22 protein-coding genes are annotated in these 18,416 nt (G+C 66.3%); 11 read left to right on the top strand and 11 right to left on the bottom strand.

Going from position 1 to position 18,416, the window contains the following annotated elements:
- Window positions 1-61: 61 nt before the first annotated feature.
- Window positions 62-220 (bottom strand): hypothetical protein, encoded by a 159-nt coding sequence (locus tag KDB67_RS05370; RefSeq protein WP_291013349.1) that lies wholly within the window; start codon window positions 218-220, stop codon window positions 62-64.
- A gap of 290 nt (window positions 221-510) precedes the next feature.
- Here KDB67_RS05370 and KDB67_RS05365 point away from each other — a divergent pair, with 290 nt between their 5' ends.
- The 4 genes from KDB67_RS05365 (at window position 511) to KDB67_RS05350 (ending at window position 2,529) form a co-directional block, all read left to right on the top strand.
- A complete protein-coding gene (locus tag KDB67_RS05365; protein ID WP_291013408.1) occupies window positions 511-852 on the top strand; it encodes a hypothetical protein in 342 nt (113 codons plus the stop codon).
- A 41-nt stretch (window positions 853-893) separates the two neighbouring features.
- Window positions 894-1,784, top strand: coding sequence for an adenylate/guanylate cyclase domain-containing protein (locus KDB67_RS05360; protein ID WP_291013346.1), 891 nt, complete (start codon window positions 894-896; stop codon window positions 1,782-1,784).
- A 145-nt stretch (window positions 1,785-1,929) separates the two neighbouring features.
- Window positions 1,930-2,154, top strand: coding sequence for a DUF3263 domain-containing protein (locus tag KDB67_RS05355; RefSeq protein ID WP_291013343.1), 225 nt, complete (start codon window positions 1,930-1,932; stop codon window positions 2,152-2,154).
- A gap of 51 nt (window positions 2,155-2,205) precedes the next feature.
- Window positions 2,206-2,529: a hypothetical protein gene (locus KDB67_RS05350; RefSeq protein WP_291013340.1), complete on the top strand. Its 324-nt coding sequence runs from the start codon at window positions 2,206-2,208 to the stop codon at window positions 2,527-2,529.
- 17 nt (window positions 2,530-2,546) lie between these two features.
- Here KDB67_RS05350 and KDB67_RS05345 read toward each other — a convergent pair whose 3' ends face one another.
- From KDB67_RS05345 to KDB67_RS05335, 3 genes are read right to left on the bottom strand one after another with little or no spacing between them, the layout of a single operon-like run.
- Window positions 2,547-3,827 carry an alpha/beta hydrolase gene (locus KDB67_RS05345; protein WP_291013337.1) on the bottom strand — a complete coding sequence of 427 codons (1,281 nt, stop codon included), beginning with the start codon at window positions 3,825-3,827 and terminating at the stop codon, window positions 2,547-2,549.
- A 43-nt stretch (window positions 3,828-3,870) separates the two neighbouring features.
- Window positions 3,871-4,902, bottom strand: coding sequence for an LLM class F420-dependent oxidoreductase (locus tag KDB67_RS05340; protein WP_291013333.1), 1,032 nt, complete (start codon window positions 4,900-4,902; stop codon window positions 3,871-3,873).
- A 51-nt stretch (window positions 4,903-4,953) separates the two neighbouring features.
- The gene (locus KDB67_RS05335; RefSeq protein ID WP_291013331.1) at window positions 4,954-5,214 is read right to left on the bottom strand and encodes a phosphopantetheine-binding protein; all 261 of its coding nucleotides are present in this window, start codon (window positions 5,212-5,214) and stop codon (window positions 4,954-4,956) included.
- 104 nt (window positions 5,215-5,318) lie between these two features.
- Here KDB67_RS05335 and KDB67_RS05330 point away from each other — a divergent pair, with 104 nt between their 5' ends.
- Window positions 5,319-7,022: a phospho-sugar mutase gene (locus tag KDB67_RS05330; RefSeq protein ID WP_291013328.1), complete on the top strand. Its 1,704-nt coding sequence runs from the start codon at window positions 5,319-5,321 to the stop codon at window positions 7,020-7,022.
- Window positions 7,023-7,042: 20 nt separating this feature from the next.
- Entirely contained in the window at window positions 7,043-7,753 is a 711-nt protein-coding gene (gene deoD / locus KDB67_RS05325) for a purine-nucleoside phosphorylase (protein WP_291013326.1), read from the top strand.
- Window positions 7,754-7,770: 17 nt separating this feature from the next.
- Here the strand turns inward: deoD and KDB67_RS05320 are convergent, their stop codons facing one another.
- Together KDB67_RS05320 and KDB67_RS05315 are read right to left on the bottom strand one after the other, a co-directional pair.
- The gene (locus KDB67_RS05320; RefSeq protein WP_291013324.1) at window positions 7,771-9,552 is read right to left on the bottom strand and encodes an alpha/beta hydrolase; all 1,782 of its coding nucleotides are present in this window, start codon (window positions 9,550-9,552) and stop codon (window positions 7,771-7,773) included.
- Window positions 9,552-9,908, bottom strand: a complete 357-nt coding sequence (locus tag KDB67_RS05315) for a hypothetical protein (RefSeq protein ID WP_291013321.1) — start codon at window positions 9,906-9,908, stop codon at window positions 9,552-9,554. The genes KDB67_RS05320 and KDB67_RS05315 overlap by 1 nt, the downstream gene beginning before the upstream one ends.
- Before the next feature lie 1,059 nt (window positions 9,909-10,967).
- On the opposite strand from KDB67_RS05315, the gene KDB67_RS05310 reads away from it, so the two are divergent.
- Window positions 10,968-11,411, top strand: a complete 444-nt coding sequence (locus KDB67_RS05310; protein WP_291013318.1) for a hypothetical protein — start codon at window positions 10,968-10,970, stop codon at window positions 11,409-11,411.
- 156 nt (window positions 11,412-11,567) lie between these two features.
- Window positions 11,568-11,834 (top strand): hypothetical protein, encoded by a 267-nt coding sequence (locus KDB67_RS05305; RefSeq protein ID WP_291013315.1) that lies wholly within the window; start codon window positions 11,568-11,570, stop codon window positions 11,832-11,834.
- A 4-nt stretch (window positions 11,835-11,838) separates the two neighbouring features.
- On the opposite strand, the gene KDB67_RS05300 is transcribed toward KDB67_RS05305, so the two are convergent.
- Entirely contained in the window at window positions 11,839-12,231 is a 393-nt protein-coding gene (locus tag KDB67_RS05300; RefSeq protein WP_291013313.1) for a hypothetical protein, read from the bottom strand.
- On the opposite strand from KDB67_RS05300, the gene KDB67_RS05295 reads away from it, so the two are divergent.
- From KDB67_RS05295 to KDB67_RS05285, 3 genes are read left to right on the top strand one after another with little or no spacing between them, the layout of a single operon-like run.
- The gene (locus KDB67_RS05295; protein ID WP_291013310.1) at window positions 12,193-14,577 is read left to right on the top strand and encodes an excinuclease ABC subunit UvrA; all 2,385 of its coding nucleotides are present in this window, start codon (window positions 12,193-12,195) and stop codon (window positions 14,575-14,577) included. The genes KDB67_RS05300 and KDB67_RS05295 overlap by 39 nt on opposite strands.
- Window positions 14,578-14,580: 3 nt before the next feature.
- A complete protein-coding gene (locus KDB67_RS05290; RefSeq protein ID WP_291013307.1) occupies window positions 14,581-15,015 on the top strand; it encodes a helix-turn-helix transcriptional regulator in 435 nt (144 codons plus the stop codon).
- 10 nt (window positions 15,016-15,025) lie between these two features.
- Window positions 15,026-15,439, top strand: coding sequence for a VOC family protein (locus KDB67_RS05285; protein ID WP_291013305.1), 414 nt, complete (start codon window positions 15,026-15,028; stop codon window positions 15,437-15,439).
- 19 nt (window positions 15,440-15,458) lie between these two features.
- Here the strand turns inward: KDB67_RS05285 and KDB67_RS05280 are convergent, their stop codons facing one another.
- From KDB67_RS05280 to KDB67_RS05265, 4 genes are all read right to left on the bottom strand, one after another.
- Window positions 15,459-16,043 carry an FKBP-type peptidyl-prolyl cis-trans isomerase gene (locus KDB67_RS05280; RefSeq protein ID WP_291013302.1) on the bottom strand — a complete coding sequence of 195 codons (585 nt, stop codon included), beginning with the start codon at window positions 16,041-16,043 and terminating at the stop codon, window positions 15,459-15,461.
- A 316-nt stretch (window positions 16,044-16,359) separates the two neighbouring features.
- The gene (gene trxA / locus KDB67_RS05275; RefSeq protein ID WP_291013299.1) at window positions 16,360-16,710 is read right to left on the bottom strand and encodes a thioredoxin; all 351 of its coding nucleotides are present in this window, start codon (window positions 16,708-16,710) and stop codon (window positions 16,360-16,362) included.
- Between the two features lie 85 nt (window positions 16,711-16,795).
- Window positions 16,796-17,113, bottom strand: coding sequence for a putative quinol monooxygenase (locus KDB67_RS05270; protein WP_291013296.1), 318 nt, complete (start codon window positions 17,111-17,113; stop codon window positions 16,796-16,798).
- A 122-nt stretch (window positions 17,114-17,235) separates the two neighbouring features.
- Window positions 17,236-18,351, bottom strand: coding sequence for an alpha/beta hydrolase (locus KDB67_RS05265; protein WP_291013293.1), 1,116 nt, complete (start codon window positions 18,349-18,351; stop codon window positions 17,236-17,238).
- Window positions 18,352-18,416 lie beyond the last annotated feature (65 nt).

Here is an 18,416-nt window from a genome sequence, read left to right as displayed (position 1 = left end):
CGAAGGTCGACGTTGTCCGGGCTATCAACGTCGACTGTGGCGGGAAGGTTCCCGAAGAGCGTCAGCCGATGACCTCGACGGTATCGGGGTCGCCGAACACCACACCGCGGTCGGTGTTGATCAGGAACCGACGCAGCCGCGCGGCGCCACGCTCGTCATCGATGGTCGCTTCGACCGACCCGCCCGTGGGGATGAGCTCGCCGAAATCCTCGACGATCACCCCGGTGACGACCTCGCCGGTTTCGAGGGTGACCCGAACCCTGCTGTTGACGGTGGCACCCCCTCCGCGGAGGAATCCGGAGAAATCTCGGTCTGACTCATTGGTGCTCCTTCGGGAGTGGTTCGGGCCTTGAGGTGCCAAGCGGCAGGATCGCCGACAAGTATAGTGAACACACTCTTTGTCACGTGTGGCCCGATCGGGTGACTGTCGTAGTGGTGCGTGTCACGGTGGTGGCGTGTCACGGTGGTGCGTGTCACGGTAGGGGGGTCCGGGGGTGGGTGAGTACGGTCATGGACGTGCAGGAATCCCAGCGACGCCGACCGTATTCGTGTGCATGGTGCGGCCGGTCGATGGTCGATTCCGAACTCGGGCGTCGACGCAAGTACTGCAAGAGATCGTGCAGGCAACGGGCCTACGAGCAACGCACCTTGGCCGAGGGGACGTCGATACCCGCGGACGCGATGATCCTGAGCGCGGCCGAGGTCGAGGCATTCGGCGACCGGATGTTCGAATTACGTTGTGCTGCAGAGGATCTGGCCACAGCAATCGCCGAGGACGTCAGCCGGGCTCAGCTCCGGGACATGGCGGGGGCGCTCCTCGACGTGGCACGTGATGCCGAGCGGCTGCGATAAGTGCCGACGGTTGACAGCACCCGACCACTACACTGTCTCGCGTGAGCGGGACTGATGACATACCGCCGTCCGGGGACGGCGGCGACCCACGTGAGCGTGGCGGCAACACCGAGTCCGGCGAACGGAAAAACGAGGGAACCGAGCGCAGGGGGCCGGCCGCTGCGGGGCGCCGGGCCGCCGAACTCCTGTCCCGAACAGACTCGTCCGACGCCGCCGTGCGTGCAGCCCGTGCCGCCCGCAGCCTCCTGCCGTCGGCTGTGGACACCGACTCAGATCGTTTCTCCGGGCGGGTGGGGCGCCTGATCGACAAGTCCCGCCCCGATCAGCCCAGTGCCGTGCGGGAGCTCGGCCTGGCGGCGGTGTCGGCCTGGCAGGGGCTGGTCACCAGACGCCCGCCCCGGGCGACCGAACCGAGACAGGCAACGATTCTGTTCACAGACCTCGTCGGTTTCTCGACGTGGGCGTTACGTGCCGGCGACGACCTGGTCCTGACTCTGCTCGCCGAGGTCAACTCCGCGACGGAGAAGGTGATCCGTGACCACAGCGGCAGGATCGTCAAGCATCTCGGCGACGGCACGATGGCCGTGTTCACCGACGCGGCCGCCGCCATCGAAGCGGGGTACGAGGTGGTCGGCGCGGTGAGCGCGTTGCAGGTGGAGGGCTACCGGCCGCAATTGCGAGCCGGGCTGCACACCGGTGAACCTCGGGTCGTGGACGACGACTACCTCGGGGTGGATGTCAATATCGCCGCCCGGGTGGCCGATGCCGCCGGAGCCGGCGAACTGCTGGTCACCCGCGACACCCTGACGGCCGCGGTCGGTGACGACGTCGACCCGTCGACGCGATATGCCTTGCGCCGCCGCAGATTCAAGGCGAAAGGCGTACCGCGCAGCGTGGAGGTCTTCGCGGCAGTGCCCCGCTACGGATCCTGACTGCCACCGACGGGGATCCCAGGGTGTCGGCCTTCGGTGAGGGAATCACTTGAGCGGGCCGGATTCTTGTGTACTGTGTCGGCAAAGGCTGATCGCCAGGGGGGCGATCGTTGCCGCCCCCTCCCGCTCACAAGGACGTGAACGCATGGACAACCCTACGCATCAGAAGATGCTGGCCTTCGAGACCGACTGGTACCCGCTCGGCGGCGGATCATCGGTGGCGATCCGCGAGCAGTTCGGCCTGTCCGACCGCGACTTCTTCGGCGAAGTCGATCGGCTCATCGAGGTGGCTCCTCCGGAGAAGCTGACCACGGCTGAGCTCGATCGGATGCGTAAGGTTGTGCGCAGGCGCCTGTGGATGGCGCGCTGACCTCACCGGCAGGCACGTAGGATCGGTCGGCCATCCAGCGAAAGGTCCGCCGTGGCGTTCTCGGACGACGAACTCGAGGAGTTCTATCGCGCCGTCGAGCAGCGCACGGCGTGGAGCAGGCCACGCCCGCTGCGCCGGGGCAAACCGCAGACGGTACAGTGCCCGACGCAGTACAAGGACTGCTACCGCACCCCGGTGGAGGCCACCGAGGCGATCGAACGATCACGCAGCACCAGGTACGGCGTGCCGTGGCTTCGTAGCTACCACTGCGAATGTGGCAGTTGGCATTTGACGAGCAGCCCGGACTACCGCGGCGATGGTGACCACACGGGTGACCACCCGCGTGAGCGTAGACGGCGGGGCCGGCGGCACTGACCGGCACAGGCGTTCGGTCAGGCGGTGATCGCGCGTTGCGGCCTGATCCGGTCCCGCATCCATTCGTAGATCGTGTCGTCGTTGAGCAGTGTGAAATGGTTCGATCGTCCGATATGCAGGCCGTCGTCGGCGAGATAGCCGACGTGGCGCCGCTTGTTGCGGCCACGACCGCTGTCGGCGAGGACCAGCCCGTCGCCCACGACCTTGCCGACGACGTGCCGGGTGCTTCGGGTGACCGTCGCGATCACGTACAGGTGCCGGGCGTGCGGCGAGAGCCAGACATCGGTCGCCATCGGCTGAGACCACCTGTCCGGGTCCGGATTCTGTTCCCAGTCGCGGGCGAGCACGGTGCCGTGGTGCAGATCCCGCACACCCGCACTGCGCCTGCGCAGCAGGTTGGCGAACGGCCGGGTCACCGGCGTCGTGTGCAGCGCCACGGCTGCCGCGTTGACGCCCCGCGCGAGGGGCGCACCCAGATGCGGAGAACCCAGGCACACGGTGTGGCGCAGCACGCGTAGCCACAGCGAATGGCCGTCGGATGCGTGGTGGCAGGCACTGCGCACCACCAGCCCGCCCATCGAATGACCGACCAGTGTCAGTGTGTGGACCGGCACCGGCCAGCACACCACCAGCGCGGAAAGCAGGTTGTCGAGTTCGCGCCCGTTGTCGCTGATATGCCTGCCGGAGTTGTACCGCACGTAAACGGGACAGGCCCCGATCTCCTCGTGCAGCCGCAGCCCATAGCCGGGCTTTTCTCCTGCGTTCCAGGCGATCTCGGTTTCCATGAGACCGTGCATGAACACCACGAGATGACCGGGAACCGCGGCGACGTCGGAGGGCGCACCGAACGCCGACCGCAACGCTTCGACTGTCGGTTCGACCGGCCGGCCCCCATGCCAGATCTGCATCGACGAGGCGAGCGGCGATCCGGATGCGGTGAGCTCGTCGCCGATCAACCCGTTGAGCACAGCGATCCCGAGTGCGCCGGGCACCGTATGCGACGGCGGCCGGCCCCAGCCACCGACCACCGAACCCGCGACGCCACCGGCGGTCTCGAGCGAGCCGGCGGTGGCCGCGTAGACGCCCTCGCTGATCGCATCGTGCACCGCGCGCGTGGGATCCGACCATGTCCGCAGCGGCGTCCGGCCCAGCGTGCCGAAGACACCCGCGGCAATCGAACGATGCACCTTCGACACTCCGCGGGCGGCCTTGCCCAGTTCGGTGAGACTCAGGTGGGCCAGGGCCCGTGCTTCTTCACGGCGTTGCGCGTCCGTCGCGGCCGGTGAACAGTCAACCATGCAATGAGTGTACATGCGTACACTCAAAACGCCAGGGCGGATTTCAGGCGAGTGTGGCGATATCCCGGATCTGCTGCACCGAACCGGCGGAGACCAGGAGTGTGGTCACGCCGGCCGCCTCCCACACCCGGATCTGTTCACGCACACTGTCCGCGTCACCGATCAAGGTCGACTCCGAGATCACCTCATCCGGAATCGCCGCTGCCGCTTCCTCTTTGCGGCCGCTGCGGAACAGGGCGGTCACCTCGTCGACGAGTTCGCCGTAGCCCATCCGCCGATACACCTCGGCATGGAAGTTGGTGTCCTCCGAGCCCATTCCGCCCATGTACAGCGCGGTCACCGGCTTGAGGCCGTTGAGGACGGCCGCGGGGTCGTCGGTCAGGTAGATCTGCGCTGTCGCGCACACCTCGAAATCCTCTCGGCTGCGGCGTGCACCGGGCCGGGCGAATCCCTCATCGAGCCACGCGTTGTACATGTCGGCCATGCGCGGGGTGAAGAACAGCGGCAGCCAGCCGTCGGCGATCTCGGCGGTCAGCGCGATGTTCTTGGGGCCTTCGGCGCCGAGGAAGATCGGGATGTCGCGGCGCAGCGGATGCACGATCGGCTTCAGCGTCTTGCCCAGCCCGGTGGACCCGGGTCCGGTGTAGGGCAGCGGGTAGTGCGGGCCGGATGAGGCGACGGGTGCCTCACGCGCCCAGACCTGACGCATGATGTCGATATATTCGCGGGTGCGGGCCAGCGGTTTGGCGAAGGGCTGCCCGTACCAGCCTTCGACCACCTGCGGCCCGGACACACCGAGCCCGACGATATGCCTGCCGCCGCTGAGGTGATCGAGCGTCAGCGCGGCCATCGCGCAGGCTGTGGGTGTACGCGCCGACAACTGCAGCACCGAGGTGCCCAGGCGGATGCGTTCGGTATCGGACCCCAGCCACGCGAGCGGCGTGTACGCGTCCGAACCCCATGCCTCCGCAGTGAACACGGAATCGAAACCGCATTCCTCGGCGGCGGCGACCAACTCCCGCTGCCCGACGGGCAGTTCTGCTCCCCAGTAGCCGATCTGCAAACCGAACTTCATTGCGCTCCTCACCCTATGGTCCAGACCACTCTAACGGTCCGGCGGGGACGCCTACGACGGGGTGTTGAGCTCGCGCACCCACGCGCCGACGGTGGGGTCACCGGCAAGGATGACCACGTCGGCGCGGTGCGCGCCCTGGGCCCGCCAGCGTTCGATCAGCGACATGAGCCGCACCGAATCAAGGCCGATGTCCAGGACATTCGTGTCGTCGGCGATCTCACCGGGGGCGATGTCGAGAACCTCGGCGAGGTCGCCGACGATCTGGTCGCGGGTCAGTACCGGGGTGGATTCGGTCGGTGTGCTGTCTGTCATCGTTGTCTTCGCTCCTTCGGGCAATGGCGCGCACTACTTAGGCTGCACTAAGGGTACCGAGCATGGGCGTGCCCTCACGGCCGGGTACGGGTAGGTTCACGTCCGTGAGCGAAACCGGTGGGTTGGTGGATGCGGCGCGCGAGTGGATACGTCACGACCCGGACCCGATCACCCGTGACGAACTCTCCGGCCTCTGCACTCGGGCCGGCACCGACGTGTCGGCGCTGGCCGAATTGTCCAGTCGGATGTCCGGGCCGCTGCGGTTCGGCACCGCCGGTCTGCGGGGCGCGGTCGGTGCCGGGCGGTCGAGGATGAACGTCGCCGTGGTCACGGCGGCCACCGCGGGTCTGGCCGCCTACCTTCACGATGTGGTCGGCCCCGATGCGCGCGTCGTGGTCGGCTGCGATGCCCGGCACGGTTCGGCGGCGTTCACCGACGCCACGTGCGGTGTGCTCGCCGGGGCCGGACTCCGGGTGCTGGCGCTGCCGCGGCGACTGCCCACCCCTGTGACGGCTTTCGCGGTACGCACCCTCGGTGCCGACGCCGGCATCATGATCACCGCCTCGCACAATCCGCCGGCCGACAACGGCTACAAGGTGTATCTCGGTGGCCGGGCGGTCGCCGAGGATCACGCCCGGGGAGTGCAGATCGTGGCCCCCGCCGACAGCCAGATCGCCGCCCGCATCGACGCCTGCGCGCCCGCCGACCAGATTCCGCTGGCATCGGTGGATCCCGCCGACGCCGTGGCAGGTGTGGCCGAGGACTACATCACCCGAGTCGCCGCCTACCGCACGCGGACCGATCCGTCCCAGGTCCGGGTTGTGTTGACCGCGATGCACGGCGTCGGCGGCGAGACCGCCACACGGGTGCTGAGCCGGGCCGGCGTCGACGACGTGCACGTGGTTGCCGAACAGTTCGCCCCGGACCCGGACTTTTCGACGGTTCCGTTTCCGAATCCGGAAGAACCTGGCGCGCTGGATCTTTCACTGGTGCTGGCGAAGTCGTCGGACGCCGACGTGGTGATCGCCCTCGACCCCGACGCCGACCGGTGCGCGGTGGCGATTCCGTCGCGCACCGGTAGTTGGCGTCAGCTGTCGGGAGACGAACTGGGCGCCGTGCTGGGGGAGCAGGCCGCGGCCGACGGTGCCCGCTCCGGCGACACCCTCGCGTGCTCCATCGTCTCGAGCAGGCTGCTCGCCCGGATCGCCGAACATCACGGACTGACTCACCGGAGCACCCTGACCGGGTTCAAATGGATCGCCCGCACCCCCGGCCTGCGGTTCGGGTACGAGGAGGCCATCGGCTACTGCACCGATCCGCAGGCCGTCCGGGACAAGGACGGTATCGGCGCGATGATGCGGGTGATCACCCTCATCGAATCGCTGCGCGAGGAAGGTAGGACCATCGAGGATCTGCTCGACGACCTGGCGCGCAGGCACGGGCTGCACGCCACCGCGCCGCTGAGTTTCCGGGTCGCCGACCCTGCGCGGATCGGTGCGGCGATGGCCCGGCTGGACTCCGATCGTCCCACGACGCTGGCCGGAGCTCCGGTGACCGAGTGGCGTGATCTGGCCGAACCGAACCCGGATCTGCCGCCGACCGAGGGCCTGCTGATCGGCACCGCCCAGGGCGACCGGGTGATCGTGCGGCCGTCGGGAACCGAACCCAAACTCAAGTGCTACCTGGAGGTGATCGAACCGTGTACCGGTCCCGACATTCCGCACGAGCGCGCACGGGACCGGCTGGCGAGGATCGCCGCCGAGATCACCGAGCACCTGGGCCTGACCGATCCGGCACCATCGAAGTAGCCACCCGCGTAAGGAGAACGATGACCCATCTGTCCACCCCGCACATCGACCCACAGGGCGTGCCGATCGCCGAGACCATCCTGCTGCCGGGTGATCCGTTGCGTGCCAAGTTCATCGCCGAGACCTACCTCGACGGCGCGCAGTGCTTCAACCGGGTACGCAACATGCTCGGCTACACCGGAACCTACCGGGGCCGGGAGATCTCGGTGATGGGCACCGGCATGGGCATCCCGTCGATCTCGCTGTACAGCCACGAACTCATCCACACCTTCGGCGTCCGGAACCTGATCCGCGTCGGCAGCTGCGGATCGATGCAGGAACACGTGGACCTGTACGACGTGGTGATCGCGCAGGGCGCCTCGACCGATTCGAATTACCTGAGCCAGTTCTCGATTCCCGGCACCTGGGCGCCGCTGTCGTCGTACCGGCTGCTCGAACAGGCCAAACGCCTTGCCGACGAACGCGGCGCGACAAGCCACGTCGGGAACGTCCTGTCCTCGGACATCTTCTACAACGCCGACGACCAGACGCTGGGCAAGTGGGCGCGGATGGGTGTGCTTGCGGTGGAGATGGAGTCGGCCGGGTTGTTCGCGAATGCGGCTGCCGCCGGTGTCGACGCACTGGGCATCTTCACCGTCAGCGACCACATTCCCAGCGGAAGGCGGACCACGCCGGCCGAACGGGAGACGGCGTTCACCACCATGATCGAGATCGCCCTCGAAATCGGCTGATCCCGCCGGCCAGGCGATCATGACAGGCCGGGAAGTCGGAGCTTGAAGGGCAGTGTGATGTCGGGCAATGGTCCCGGCAGGTTGAGGTCACCGTCGGTGAGATCGAGTACGGGTGCCAGGGGCGGTAGGTGGAATCTGGTCGTCGGGACGAGTACGTCCTCGACCGCCGCCGCGATCGGATAGTCGGATCCGCGTTCGGTGTATGCCGTGGGCTCCTCACCCCGGATCACCTTGACCATGTTCTTGAACGCATCGGATCCGGGATCGTTCCAATAGTCTCCGTGACCGCCGGCTCCGGCGACCGGTGTGCGGTTGCCGTTCTCGTCGGGGCCGTAGTATCCGGTGTCCAGGCGGGTGACCCCGGCGGTGGCGTCGGGATCACCGCCGTGCGGGTTCGACGGCAGTTGCTGCGAGTAATGGATCGGGTCGCCGGGTGCGGTCAGCGAGTAGCGTTCGACGTCCTTGTTGGGGTTGTGCCAGCCGGTGTCGAGGGCCCCGGTCCCGGCCGAGGACGCGTAGATCACCCGGTCGGCACGCAAACCGAGCTGTTCGGCGGTCCCGACGACCGACCCACCGTAGGAGTGGCCGATGTAGGTGGTCTTGGCTCCGGGCGCGACAGCGTCGATCTCCGCGTCGAGCGTTTTGCCGAACGCCACCAGCCTGGGGGCCATCTCCTTGGCGAATCGTGGGTCGGCCGCCGAATCCTTCAGCGATTTCAGTCCCTCCTTGCCGACGGTTTCATAGCCGAGCTTCTGCGGCAGGTCGCCGTCGAGGAAGACGATCACCGGGCCGCCGGTGGCTTTCGCGAGATTGCGCGCGGCCTTGACGTTGCTACCCATGCTTTCGAGTTTGGTGCCGGTGCCCGGGACGTAGACCGTGACGTTGCGCGTCTCGGGTGTCAGCTCACCGACCATCTCGATGAGGTGGCCGTTGCCCTTGTCCGAGGTATACAGAAACGTGCGTTCGCTGTCGGTGTCGTCGCCGACGGACTTGGGCGCGGTGCTGTCGGCCGCCGGGTTCTCGGCCTGTTCGAGCAGTTGGCGCAGCGCGTCGGCCCGCTTGTGGTTTCCTGCGCGTTCCAGGCGAACGATCTCGGTGCGGATGTTGATCTCACTGGCGGCGAACCGGGACGGGAAGTCGATGCCGTCGAGACCGGCGATCGTCTTCGGGTCGGCGGTGATGACGCGTTCGCGGTCGGACTCGCTCAACGACAGGAAGAACTCGCGTCGTTTGCCCACGTCCATGCCTTTGAGCAGGCTGATCGCGTCGGTCGGCGAGATCTGTCCGCCGCCGCGGATGGTGACGGTGTCATCGCCGGACGCGAGGTCGTGTACGGCCTTGTTCAGGGCCGCCAGGGTGGATCCGTACTGCTCGTCGGTCTCGTCCAGTGCATTGAGTCCGTGATCGATCGCCTGCGTGTGGCGCGCGGCGGTCTGCCGGTTGGATTCGTCGGGGTGGGTGACCACCCCGGTGTCGGACACCCGATATCCGGCGGCCTGGATGTCGGCGACATAACTCAGGATTCGTTCACGCCGACCGTGGAGGTCGGCGCCTGCGTCGGCGGTCTCGTCGGCAATCCGCAGGAGGATGTTGCGCAACTGGGTTCCCCTGTCGCGCAATGTGGTGAGAGCCTGGTCCGCGCCGGTACGGGAGCCTCCCCGCCAGGTCGCGCGGTCGAGTACCAGTGCGGCCATGGAGATGCTGTCGCCGATGGTCGTGGCGTCGGTGCTGATCGGGCCCGCCGAGTCGATGATCGATTGAGTGGCCCAGGACCGCAGTTCGGTCAACGTCGGCCGCATCAGCAAAGCCCCACGATCGGCAAGCACACCGATTCGTCGGTGGCCGACAAGGTGGCCACCCCGTTGCGGCAGATGGCCGCCGTCGATCGCAGTTGCGTGGCGAGCATGTCGGCCGCCGCCGCGGCGGAATCACCCGCGACGTGCAGCGCGGCGATCACCCTGCTCGAGGTCCCCGTGACCCGCCGGGGCGGGTCGAACGTCATGCCCCCGACCTCGTCAGCCGTGACCTCCCAGCAGCGCGCGATCGCCCTGACCTCGTCCGCGTCGACAACGAGGAGATCGTCAACGGCGTCCGTGACAGCGCCACCCAGCGAACCAGTCACCGCTCCGCCGAACCAATCCTGCCAACTGCTCATCGTGATTCCCTTCCCTTCGGTGCTGTCCGGTGATCAGACGCAGCCCGGAGCCAAAAGGTTCCCCGGATATCTGATAATTATCAGATTCATCTGTTCGGAGGATGGATCCCGCTGAGTCGGGCGCGCAGATTCCATTCCCGGAGAGCGGCCCCGCAGGCTCTCCCCGAAGCACTCGTCGGCGATGCGGAAAGCTGCGGGGCGCGAGCCGTCCAGAGTGGAGACCCCCGAGGGTGAGAAGAAGTTCGGCCAGAAGATCGGCGAGATTATCCGCCCCGACGGCATGAAGCCACGAGACGACCCGGCGACAAGCCGGACGTCGCGGCCAAGGCCAAGAGCGCCAAGGTCAAGCCGGTCACTACCCGCAAGGGGTCGGCGCACGTGGCCGATGTCGCCACCAAGGCGGTGGCCGTCAAGAGCCCCGAGCCCGCGAAGGCGAAAGCCGTGAAACCTAAGGTGCTGGCGTCGGTCGGGGGTGGTGGGTCGCACGAGAGCGGCGGGTCGGCCGACCATGTGCCGGAGTCTCGGGACGTGCGGGAGGGTGTGCCTGCGTCAGGGAGTGCTGGGCCACCGGGGGAGCCGCCCAAGCCGCCTACGGTCTCGGCTGCTGCGGATGAGCCTGATCCGTCCGACCTTCTCAGGACGATTGTGGGGCGTGCGGACACTTACGACGTCGACCCTTACGAAGGGTTCGCTCGCCCCGTTGTTGCAGGCGTAGACCCGGACGTAGTCGCCAACGTTGTTGAAGACCTCGGCATTCGCCTACGTGACCTCCGGTATACGGCTGGGTATGATCCGCGTCATCGTCGGCAGATCATCGAGCAGTGCATCGACGCTGCCGCTCCAGATTCCTTAACCGCCCAGCAGCGCGCCAACCTTGTCGCCGGTATCGAGAAGCTGGACGACCTCGCAACCCCGTCCGTTCCCGCGTGGCCTGGCCCCCGATCACTCGCGTGAGCGCCGAGCAGATGGAACGTGCGGCCAAGGCTTGGGCGTCGAAGGCGATTTACGACAACGGTGGATGAAGTCAGGGAGTCTGCTCGTCGCGTGCAGCGTGAGGGTTTGACGCCCGACGACATGGACGATCCTGACCTTGCTGTTGCCGGGCCGCTCATGTCCGCGATTGCTAACCAGCCCGCTACGGGCATCCAACTGTTCCGGGGAGCTAGAGCCACCCCCGCGGCTGTCGCCGCAATGCAGCGCGGTTCAGTCGTCACGCTCCCGCTGTCATCCTTTGCCAGCTCGTCGCGCATCGGGATCGACTTCGCGCACGATCCGACCCAGGGTGGACTCAATCCTGGAGCGAAGCAGCGCATCCCTGACGACGCGACGATCCCGGTTCTGTATATCCTTGGGCGAGGAGCGCGAGCGGGTAACATTGCGCATGACGTCGGTGAGTTCGTGACGACGGGCGACTTCCGAATCGCGGCGCAGGTCGCCGTTTGGGGCGATGGCACCCACGTCGTGTTTCTGCGACAGATTACTCCAATCGAAGGGACAACATGAGTGGTGAGCCAGCGTCTGGGCCCCCTTACCGAATGGGCCCACCGCCACCATCGGAGGTCACGTTCGTTGAGGGAGTGACGATGATGCCAACTCCCGAAGATGAGGCGGAAGCTGCTGAGGTTTTCGCACGACTCAGGGCGGAGTGGATGACGCAGAATGGCCGCCTCGAACCTTGACGACGATGCGAAGACCCGCCGCCTGAAACTCTGGTGGGCCGGAGAGGGTCGGGCCCGGTGGGCGACCAGCCCGCACCCGTGGACAGCGCTGAACGAACAGCTCCGCGCCCACGGGGTACCGAAGCACATGGTCGACGGCCTGACGACGAATATCTTCAAGCTCGCCGGGCAGCCAATGCCCGGCACGGGAATCCGCCCCGAACACAAGGACGCCCTGCGCAAGGTATCCAAGCGCAGGGCGTCCTGAGGGGCTACAGCTCCAGCCAGCTTTCGATTGCCGCCATGATGTCCTCGAGCACGATGGTCAAGGTCAACCCCTCGTCCCCACGGGCACGGGAGTATTCGAGGGCGAGCTGGTACGCGGCGTACTCTCTAAGGAGTAGTGCTGCTTTCTCTTTGGCGGGCGTGATCGGGTTCTCGACGGTGTCGGATTCGGCGATCGCCTCGGGTAGCCGCGTCACCTGGTACCCAGCGTCGGTGAGCGCGTATAGGACATGCTCAGCATGGGCGGCAAGCGCGTCGATGGTGTCGGGGCGAGGGTCGTCCGGGTCGTCGGGTCCCTGACATCGCGGTCGTTCCCGGCGCCGCGTACTACGCTCGACCCCATGCCCGCTCGTCAGCCAGCCCGACCGCAGCAGATTCATCCCGCCGACACCCACGACACCATCCGGGTGCTCGGCGCTCGCGAGAACAACCTCAAGAACGTCGATGTCGACCTGCCCAAACGGCGACTGACGGTGTTCACCGGGGTGTCTGGGTCCGGAAAGAGCTCACTGGTGTTCGGGACGATCGCCGCCGAATCGCAGCGGATGATCAACGAGACCTACAGCGCGTTCGTGCAGGGGTTCATGCCGAATGTCGGCCGCCCCGACGTCGATGTCCTCGAAGGGCTCACCACCGCGATCATCGTCGACCAGGAGCGCCTCGGCGCCAACCCGCGATCTACCCTCGGTACCGTCACCGATGTCAACGCGATGCTGCGAATCCTGTTCAGCCGCTTGGGAACTCCACACATCGGGTCGTCGCAGGCCTTCTCGTTCAACATAGCGTCGATATCCGGGGCCGGCGCGGTCAGCTACTCCAAAGGCGGTCGTGAGGTCAAAGAACGACGGGACTTCGCCGTCGTGGGCGGCATGTGCCCGCGCTGCGAAGGCATGGGCAAAGTATCCGACTTCAACCTGAGCGCCCTGTACGACGAGAACAAATCCATCAGCGAGGGCGCCATCACCATTCCCGGCTACACCGTCGACGGCTGGTACGGGCGCATCTTCGGGGCGTCGGGATTTTTCAGCGCCGACAAACCGATCAAGCGCTTCACCAAGAAGGAACTCGACGCCCTCCTGTACAAGGAGGCGACCCGCATCAAGGTCGACGGCATCAACGTCACCTACGAGGGCCTGATCCCACGCATTCAGAAGTCGATGCTGTCCAAGGATCGCGAGGCGATGCAGCCACACATCCGGGCATTCGTCGACCGCGCCATCACGTTCCAAACCTGTCCGGACTGCGACGGCACCCGCCTCAACGAGGGCGCCCGATCCTCCAAGATCAACGGCATCAACATCGCCGACGCCTGCCGCATGCAGATCAGCGACCTGGCCCAATGGATCGGTGCCATCGACGACGAGTCGGTCGCACCGCTGCTAGCGTCGCTCTCGTCATCGCTGAACTCGTTCGTCGACATCGGCCTGGGCTACCTGTCGCTGGAGCGGCCGTCGGGAACGCTGTCCGGGGGTGAGGCGCAACGCACCAAGCTGATCCGGCACCTCGGTTCGTCGCTGACCGATGTCACCTACGTCTTCGACGAGCCGACGATCGGACTGCACCCGCACGACATCGCCCGCATGAACGCGCTACTGCTGGCGTTGCGCGACAAGGGCAACACGGTGCTGGTCGTCGAACACAAACCGGAGGCGATCGCGATAGCCGACCACGTCGTCGATCTCGGGCCACGCGCCGGTTCCGAGGGCGGGCAGATCGTGTTCACCGGCGACGTCGACGGCCTGCGCGCCAGCGGCACCCTCACCGGGCAGCATCTCGACGACAGAGCCACCCTGAAATCCGAAACACGTACTGCCACAGGTGCCATCGAGGTCCGTGGGGCCACCATGCACAATCTGCGCGACGTGGACGTCGATATTCCGCTCGGTGTGCTGACCGTCCTCACCGGCGTCGCGGGATCGGGCAAGAGTTCTTTGATCACCGGGTCGGTGGCTGGGCGCGAGGGCGTGGTGTGGGTCGATCAGACCGCGATCAAGGGCTCGCGGCGCAGCAACCCGGCCACCTACACCGGTCTGCTCGAACCGATCCGCAAGGCCTTCGCCAAGGTCAATGGCGTCAAACCCGCACTGTTCAGCGCCAATTCCGAAGGGGCGTGCCCCACGTGCAACGGTGCCGGTGTCATCTACACCGACCTGGCGATGATGGCCGGGGTGGCCAGCACCTGCGAGGAATGCGAGGGTAAGCGATTCAGCGCAGCGGTCCTCGACTACACCCTGGCCGGTAAGAACATCAGCGAGGTCCTGGAAATGCCGGTGGCCCGCGCCGAGGAGTTCTTCGGTGCGGGTGAGTCACGAATCCTGGCCGCGCACAAGATCTTACAGAGACTTGTCGACGTCGGCCTCGGTTACATCACCCTCGGTCAGCCGCTCACCACACTCTCGGGCGGCGAGCGTCAGCGCCTCAAACTGGCCTCGCAGATGGCCGACAAGGGGCAGGTGTACATCCTGGACGAGCCGACCACCGGCCTACACCTGGCCGACGTCGAGCAGCTGCTCGGGCTGCTGGATCGGCTGGTCGATTCGGGGAGGTCGGTGATCGTCATCGAACACCATCAGGCGGTGATGGCGCACGCCGACTGGATCATCGATCTGGGTCCGGGTGCCGGTCACGACGGCGGGCAGGTGGTGTTCGAGGGCACTCCGGCCGATCTGGTGGCCGCCCGTTCGACACTGACCGGCATCCATCTGGCCGACTACGTCGGGGCGTAGCCGGTGGGGATCTCGACGCAGCGGACCCGCGACCTGGCGGCGTTGCGACGGGTGCGTGACCGTATCGACCGGGACTACGCGCAGCCCCTCGATGTGGCCGCGCTTGCGGCCGGGGTGCACATGTCGGCCGGCCACCTGAGCCGTGAATTCCGCAAAGCCTATGGGGAGGCGCCGTACTCGTATCTCATGACGCGGCGTATCGAGCGGGCGATGACATTGCTGCGGCGGGGCGACATGTCGGTCACCGACGTGTGTTTCGCCGTCGGATGTTCATCGCTGGGCACTTTCAGCACCAGGTTCACCGAACTCGTCGGGGTCTCACCGAGCACCTACCGGCGCGAGCATGCCGACGCGACTGAGGGCATGGTGCCGTGCGTGGCCAAGACGGTCACCCGACCGGTCAGGAATCGAGAAGCGGGCTCGCGGCCACGCACGTAGCGTCGAGCCCATGACAGTCACCATTCATTCCAGTTTCCTGCCACACACCGACGCCGACGCCGCGCTCGGCTTCTACCGGGACCTGCTCGGCTTCGAGTTGCGTCTGGACGTGGGCTACGACGGCAAACGCTGGCTGACCGTCGGCCCGCCCGACCAGCCCGACACCGCGCTCGTCCTGACGCCACTCGGGGTCAATCCCGGCGTTACCGAAGCCGAGAGCGCGATGATCGAGGAGATGGTGGCCAAGGGCACCTACGCGAGTGTGCTGCTGGCCTCGGACGATCTCGACGCCACCTTCGACACGTTGGCCGCCGGTGACGTCGAGATCATTCAGGAACCGATGGATCAGCCGTACGGCCTGCGCGACTGCGCGGTCCGTGACCCGTCGGGGAACATGGTCCGGATCCAGCAGAAGCCGTCCTGATCGACCTACCGGTTCGGTGCTACTGGGCGGCGAGGATCTTGATGGCGAACACGATGGTGTCACCCTTCTCGATCCCCGCGCCCGGCTGACCTTCGGGGTAGCCGTCGGCGGGAATGATCGCCACGCCCACCGTGGACCCGACCTTCTGACCGACCAGGGCCTTGCCGAAGCCTGCGACGACCCCGGCGACACCGAACGAGGTCGGCTCGCCGCGCTCGTAGGCGCTGTCGAAGACCTTGCCGTCACGGCCGTTGACGCCGGTGTAGCAGACTGTCACCGTCGCGGTGTCGGACACCTCGGGACCGGTGCCCGCGGTCAGCGTTTGCACCGTTGTCTTGGCGACGGTGAACGGTTTGGTGACCTTGATCAGCGGCCCGGCGCTGTCGGTCGATCCGGCCATCTCCAATTTTCCGGTCTCGCCGTCGATCGACCACTGGGGTTTGGTATCGGCAGCGGGAGCGTCGGTGGGACAGGACAGACTGCTGGTGTCGGGGGCGTCGGCGGCTGCCGACGACGTGGTGGTGTCGTCGGAGTCCGACGATCCGCAGCCGGCCAGCAATCCGGCGAGGGCGACACAGACAACGATCCCATGCTTGAGTTTCACCGGGTACACGCTACCTAAGCGTGCCTTCGGCCACACGGTGGGGACCAGCGCAAACGGCCCGCATCCACGTTCGGTATGCGGGCCGTCTCGACTGGCGGCGTGTTGCGACTATTGCGCGGGCTTGCTGAATTTCTGCTTGATCTCGTAGACCTTGATCGCGACCTTGGTGAGGATCTTCTGGACGAGGGTCGGTTCTTGCTGCTGATCGGCCATCGAGGTCGCCTTCTGTGAGATGAATCGGCAGCGACCGGCAGGCGCCACCGTGGAGCTAACCGAAGACATTACAGTATGAGCGATCAGTGTGGAACCGAACAATTCAGCCCTGTTCGGCGAGCGCCTTCTCGACGTCGAGCTCGATAACCTGGTTCACCAGATTCTCCAGGGCGTCCGGCGGCAGGGCGCCAGCCTGGTTGAACACCAGGTACCCCTGCTTGAACACCATCAGCGTCGGGATGGACCTGATGCCCGCACCGGCCGCGAGCTGCTCCTCGGCCTCGGTATCGACCTTCGCGAACACCAGGTCCGGGTACTTCTCCGAGACCCGTTCGAAGATCGGCCCGAACTGGCGGCACGGTCCGCACCACGAGGCCCAGAAGTCGACCAGCACGATGTCGTTGTCGGCGACCGTGGAATCGAATTCCGCGGTCTTGAGATCAATGGTTGCCATGCCTGCACTCAACACCACCGGCGCGTGTTCTGTTCCGGATCCGGCTTTTCGTGTGCTCGCGCCGGGCCGGGCCGACGGGGATGCGCTAGATCGCGCCCTTGTCCGCGTCACCCGCGGGTGAGGCGGTGAACGTCTTGACGTCGAGAGGTCCGGCGAGCAGGCCACCGATGGCGGCGCCGAGTTCAGCGAGGGCCGGCGCCGCGCCGTGTACCGCGAGTGCCTCCATCGACTCCCAGCGTTCGATCATCACGAACGAGGTGTCGTCACCGGTCGATTCATGCAGGGCGTACTTCTCACAACCGGGTTCGGCATGCACTTTGGGGATCGCGGCGAGGATGGCGTCGCGGACGGCGTCCTCCTCACCCGGCTTGGGGGTGATGGTTGCGACTACGACGATCGACATGGAAGGACTCCCTACTACGGCACCTGATTACGTTCAGCCCAAACCTACGCTGTGGCGGCCGTCGGCGAGTGCGATCGGAACGATGCGCGCAGACGACCGACCTTGATCGCCGAACGTTGAGGTCAATGCGTGGCGCGGGCCTTCGGGTCGGACCGGACGTGACGACGGGAGAGCCGATCGAGCACACGGAACACTCGTTTGGACGCCTCGGCCCATGGCATCAGGATGGGGAAGACGTGGAACATGCCGTACTCCTCCATCGCCCAGACGGCGATTCCGTTGTCGCGCAAACGCTGTACGAATTCCCGGATACCGTCGCGCAGCATCTCGTCGGCACCCCAGCATACGAAGGTGCGCGGAAACCAGTCGGGGTGAGGGTCGGCGTGCATGATGGAGACCCGCTTGTCGTTGGGCTGCAGGCCGTGTAAGTACGGGGTCACCGGGATGCTCCACGGCAGAATGTCTTTCGAGGCGTTGTCGACGACCGACGGATGGTCGAAGTCGAGATCGACCTCGGGGGAGAACAACACCAGAGCCGCCGGCGCGGGTACCCCTTTGTCGTGCAGGTAGATCATCAACGACGCCGCCAGCCCACCGCCGCCCGAATCACCGGCCACCACAATATGATTCGGCGCCACACCGCGGCTGATGAGATCCTCATACACGGCAGCGGCATCGAGCACACCAGCCGGGAACGGGAACTCCGGAGCCATCCGGTAGTCGGCGATGAAGATCTCGGCGCCGGTCACCCGCACCAGCGACGCCGCGAACGCCGAATACATCATCGGGGAGGTGCCGATGTAACCACCGCCGTGCAGGTAGAGGCCGGTTGCGCCGATCGGTTCCTTACGGTCACAGTCCTCGACGTAGGCGTCGGTGCTGGCTTTGGCACGACACCACAGCCCGGGCACACCGCCCACAACATCCTCGGTGATCTCGACGTCGTTGGCCAGCCCCACGAACGGCGGCATGACGATCTGACAGATGTCGTCGAGCACTTTCTCCATCGACCTGAACTCCTCGATCGGCAGGCCCATCGAATACCCCATCAGGGAGCGGACCACCTGCCGAGTGACAGCCCGGCCGATGTTGTCCAGGAGTCCCGAGGGGCCCTGCCAGGGCCGGCGCAGCGGGACCTGCGCGAGTCCAGTGAGCAGATTCCCCGCAAGCCCGACCACCGACAACGCGGTGATAGGGGCCGACGCCGTGAGTACTTCCGGTCGATCTGCCATAGCCATGCCGCCCACCCTAAACCCGCCGGCGGCCGGTTCCCGCCGAGTGTGACCAGCGGTACCGTCGGCAC

It is taken from the genome of Gordonia sp. (in: high G+C Gram-positive bacteria) (assembly GCF_020438995.1).
In the GTDB taxonomy this organism is placed as follows: domain Bacteria; phylum Actinomycetota; class Actinomycetes; order Mycobacteriales; family Mycobacteriaceae; genus Gordonia.
This window is presented reverse-complemented; position numbering and strand designations above follow the sequence as displayed.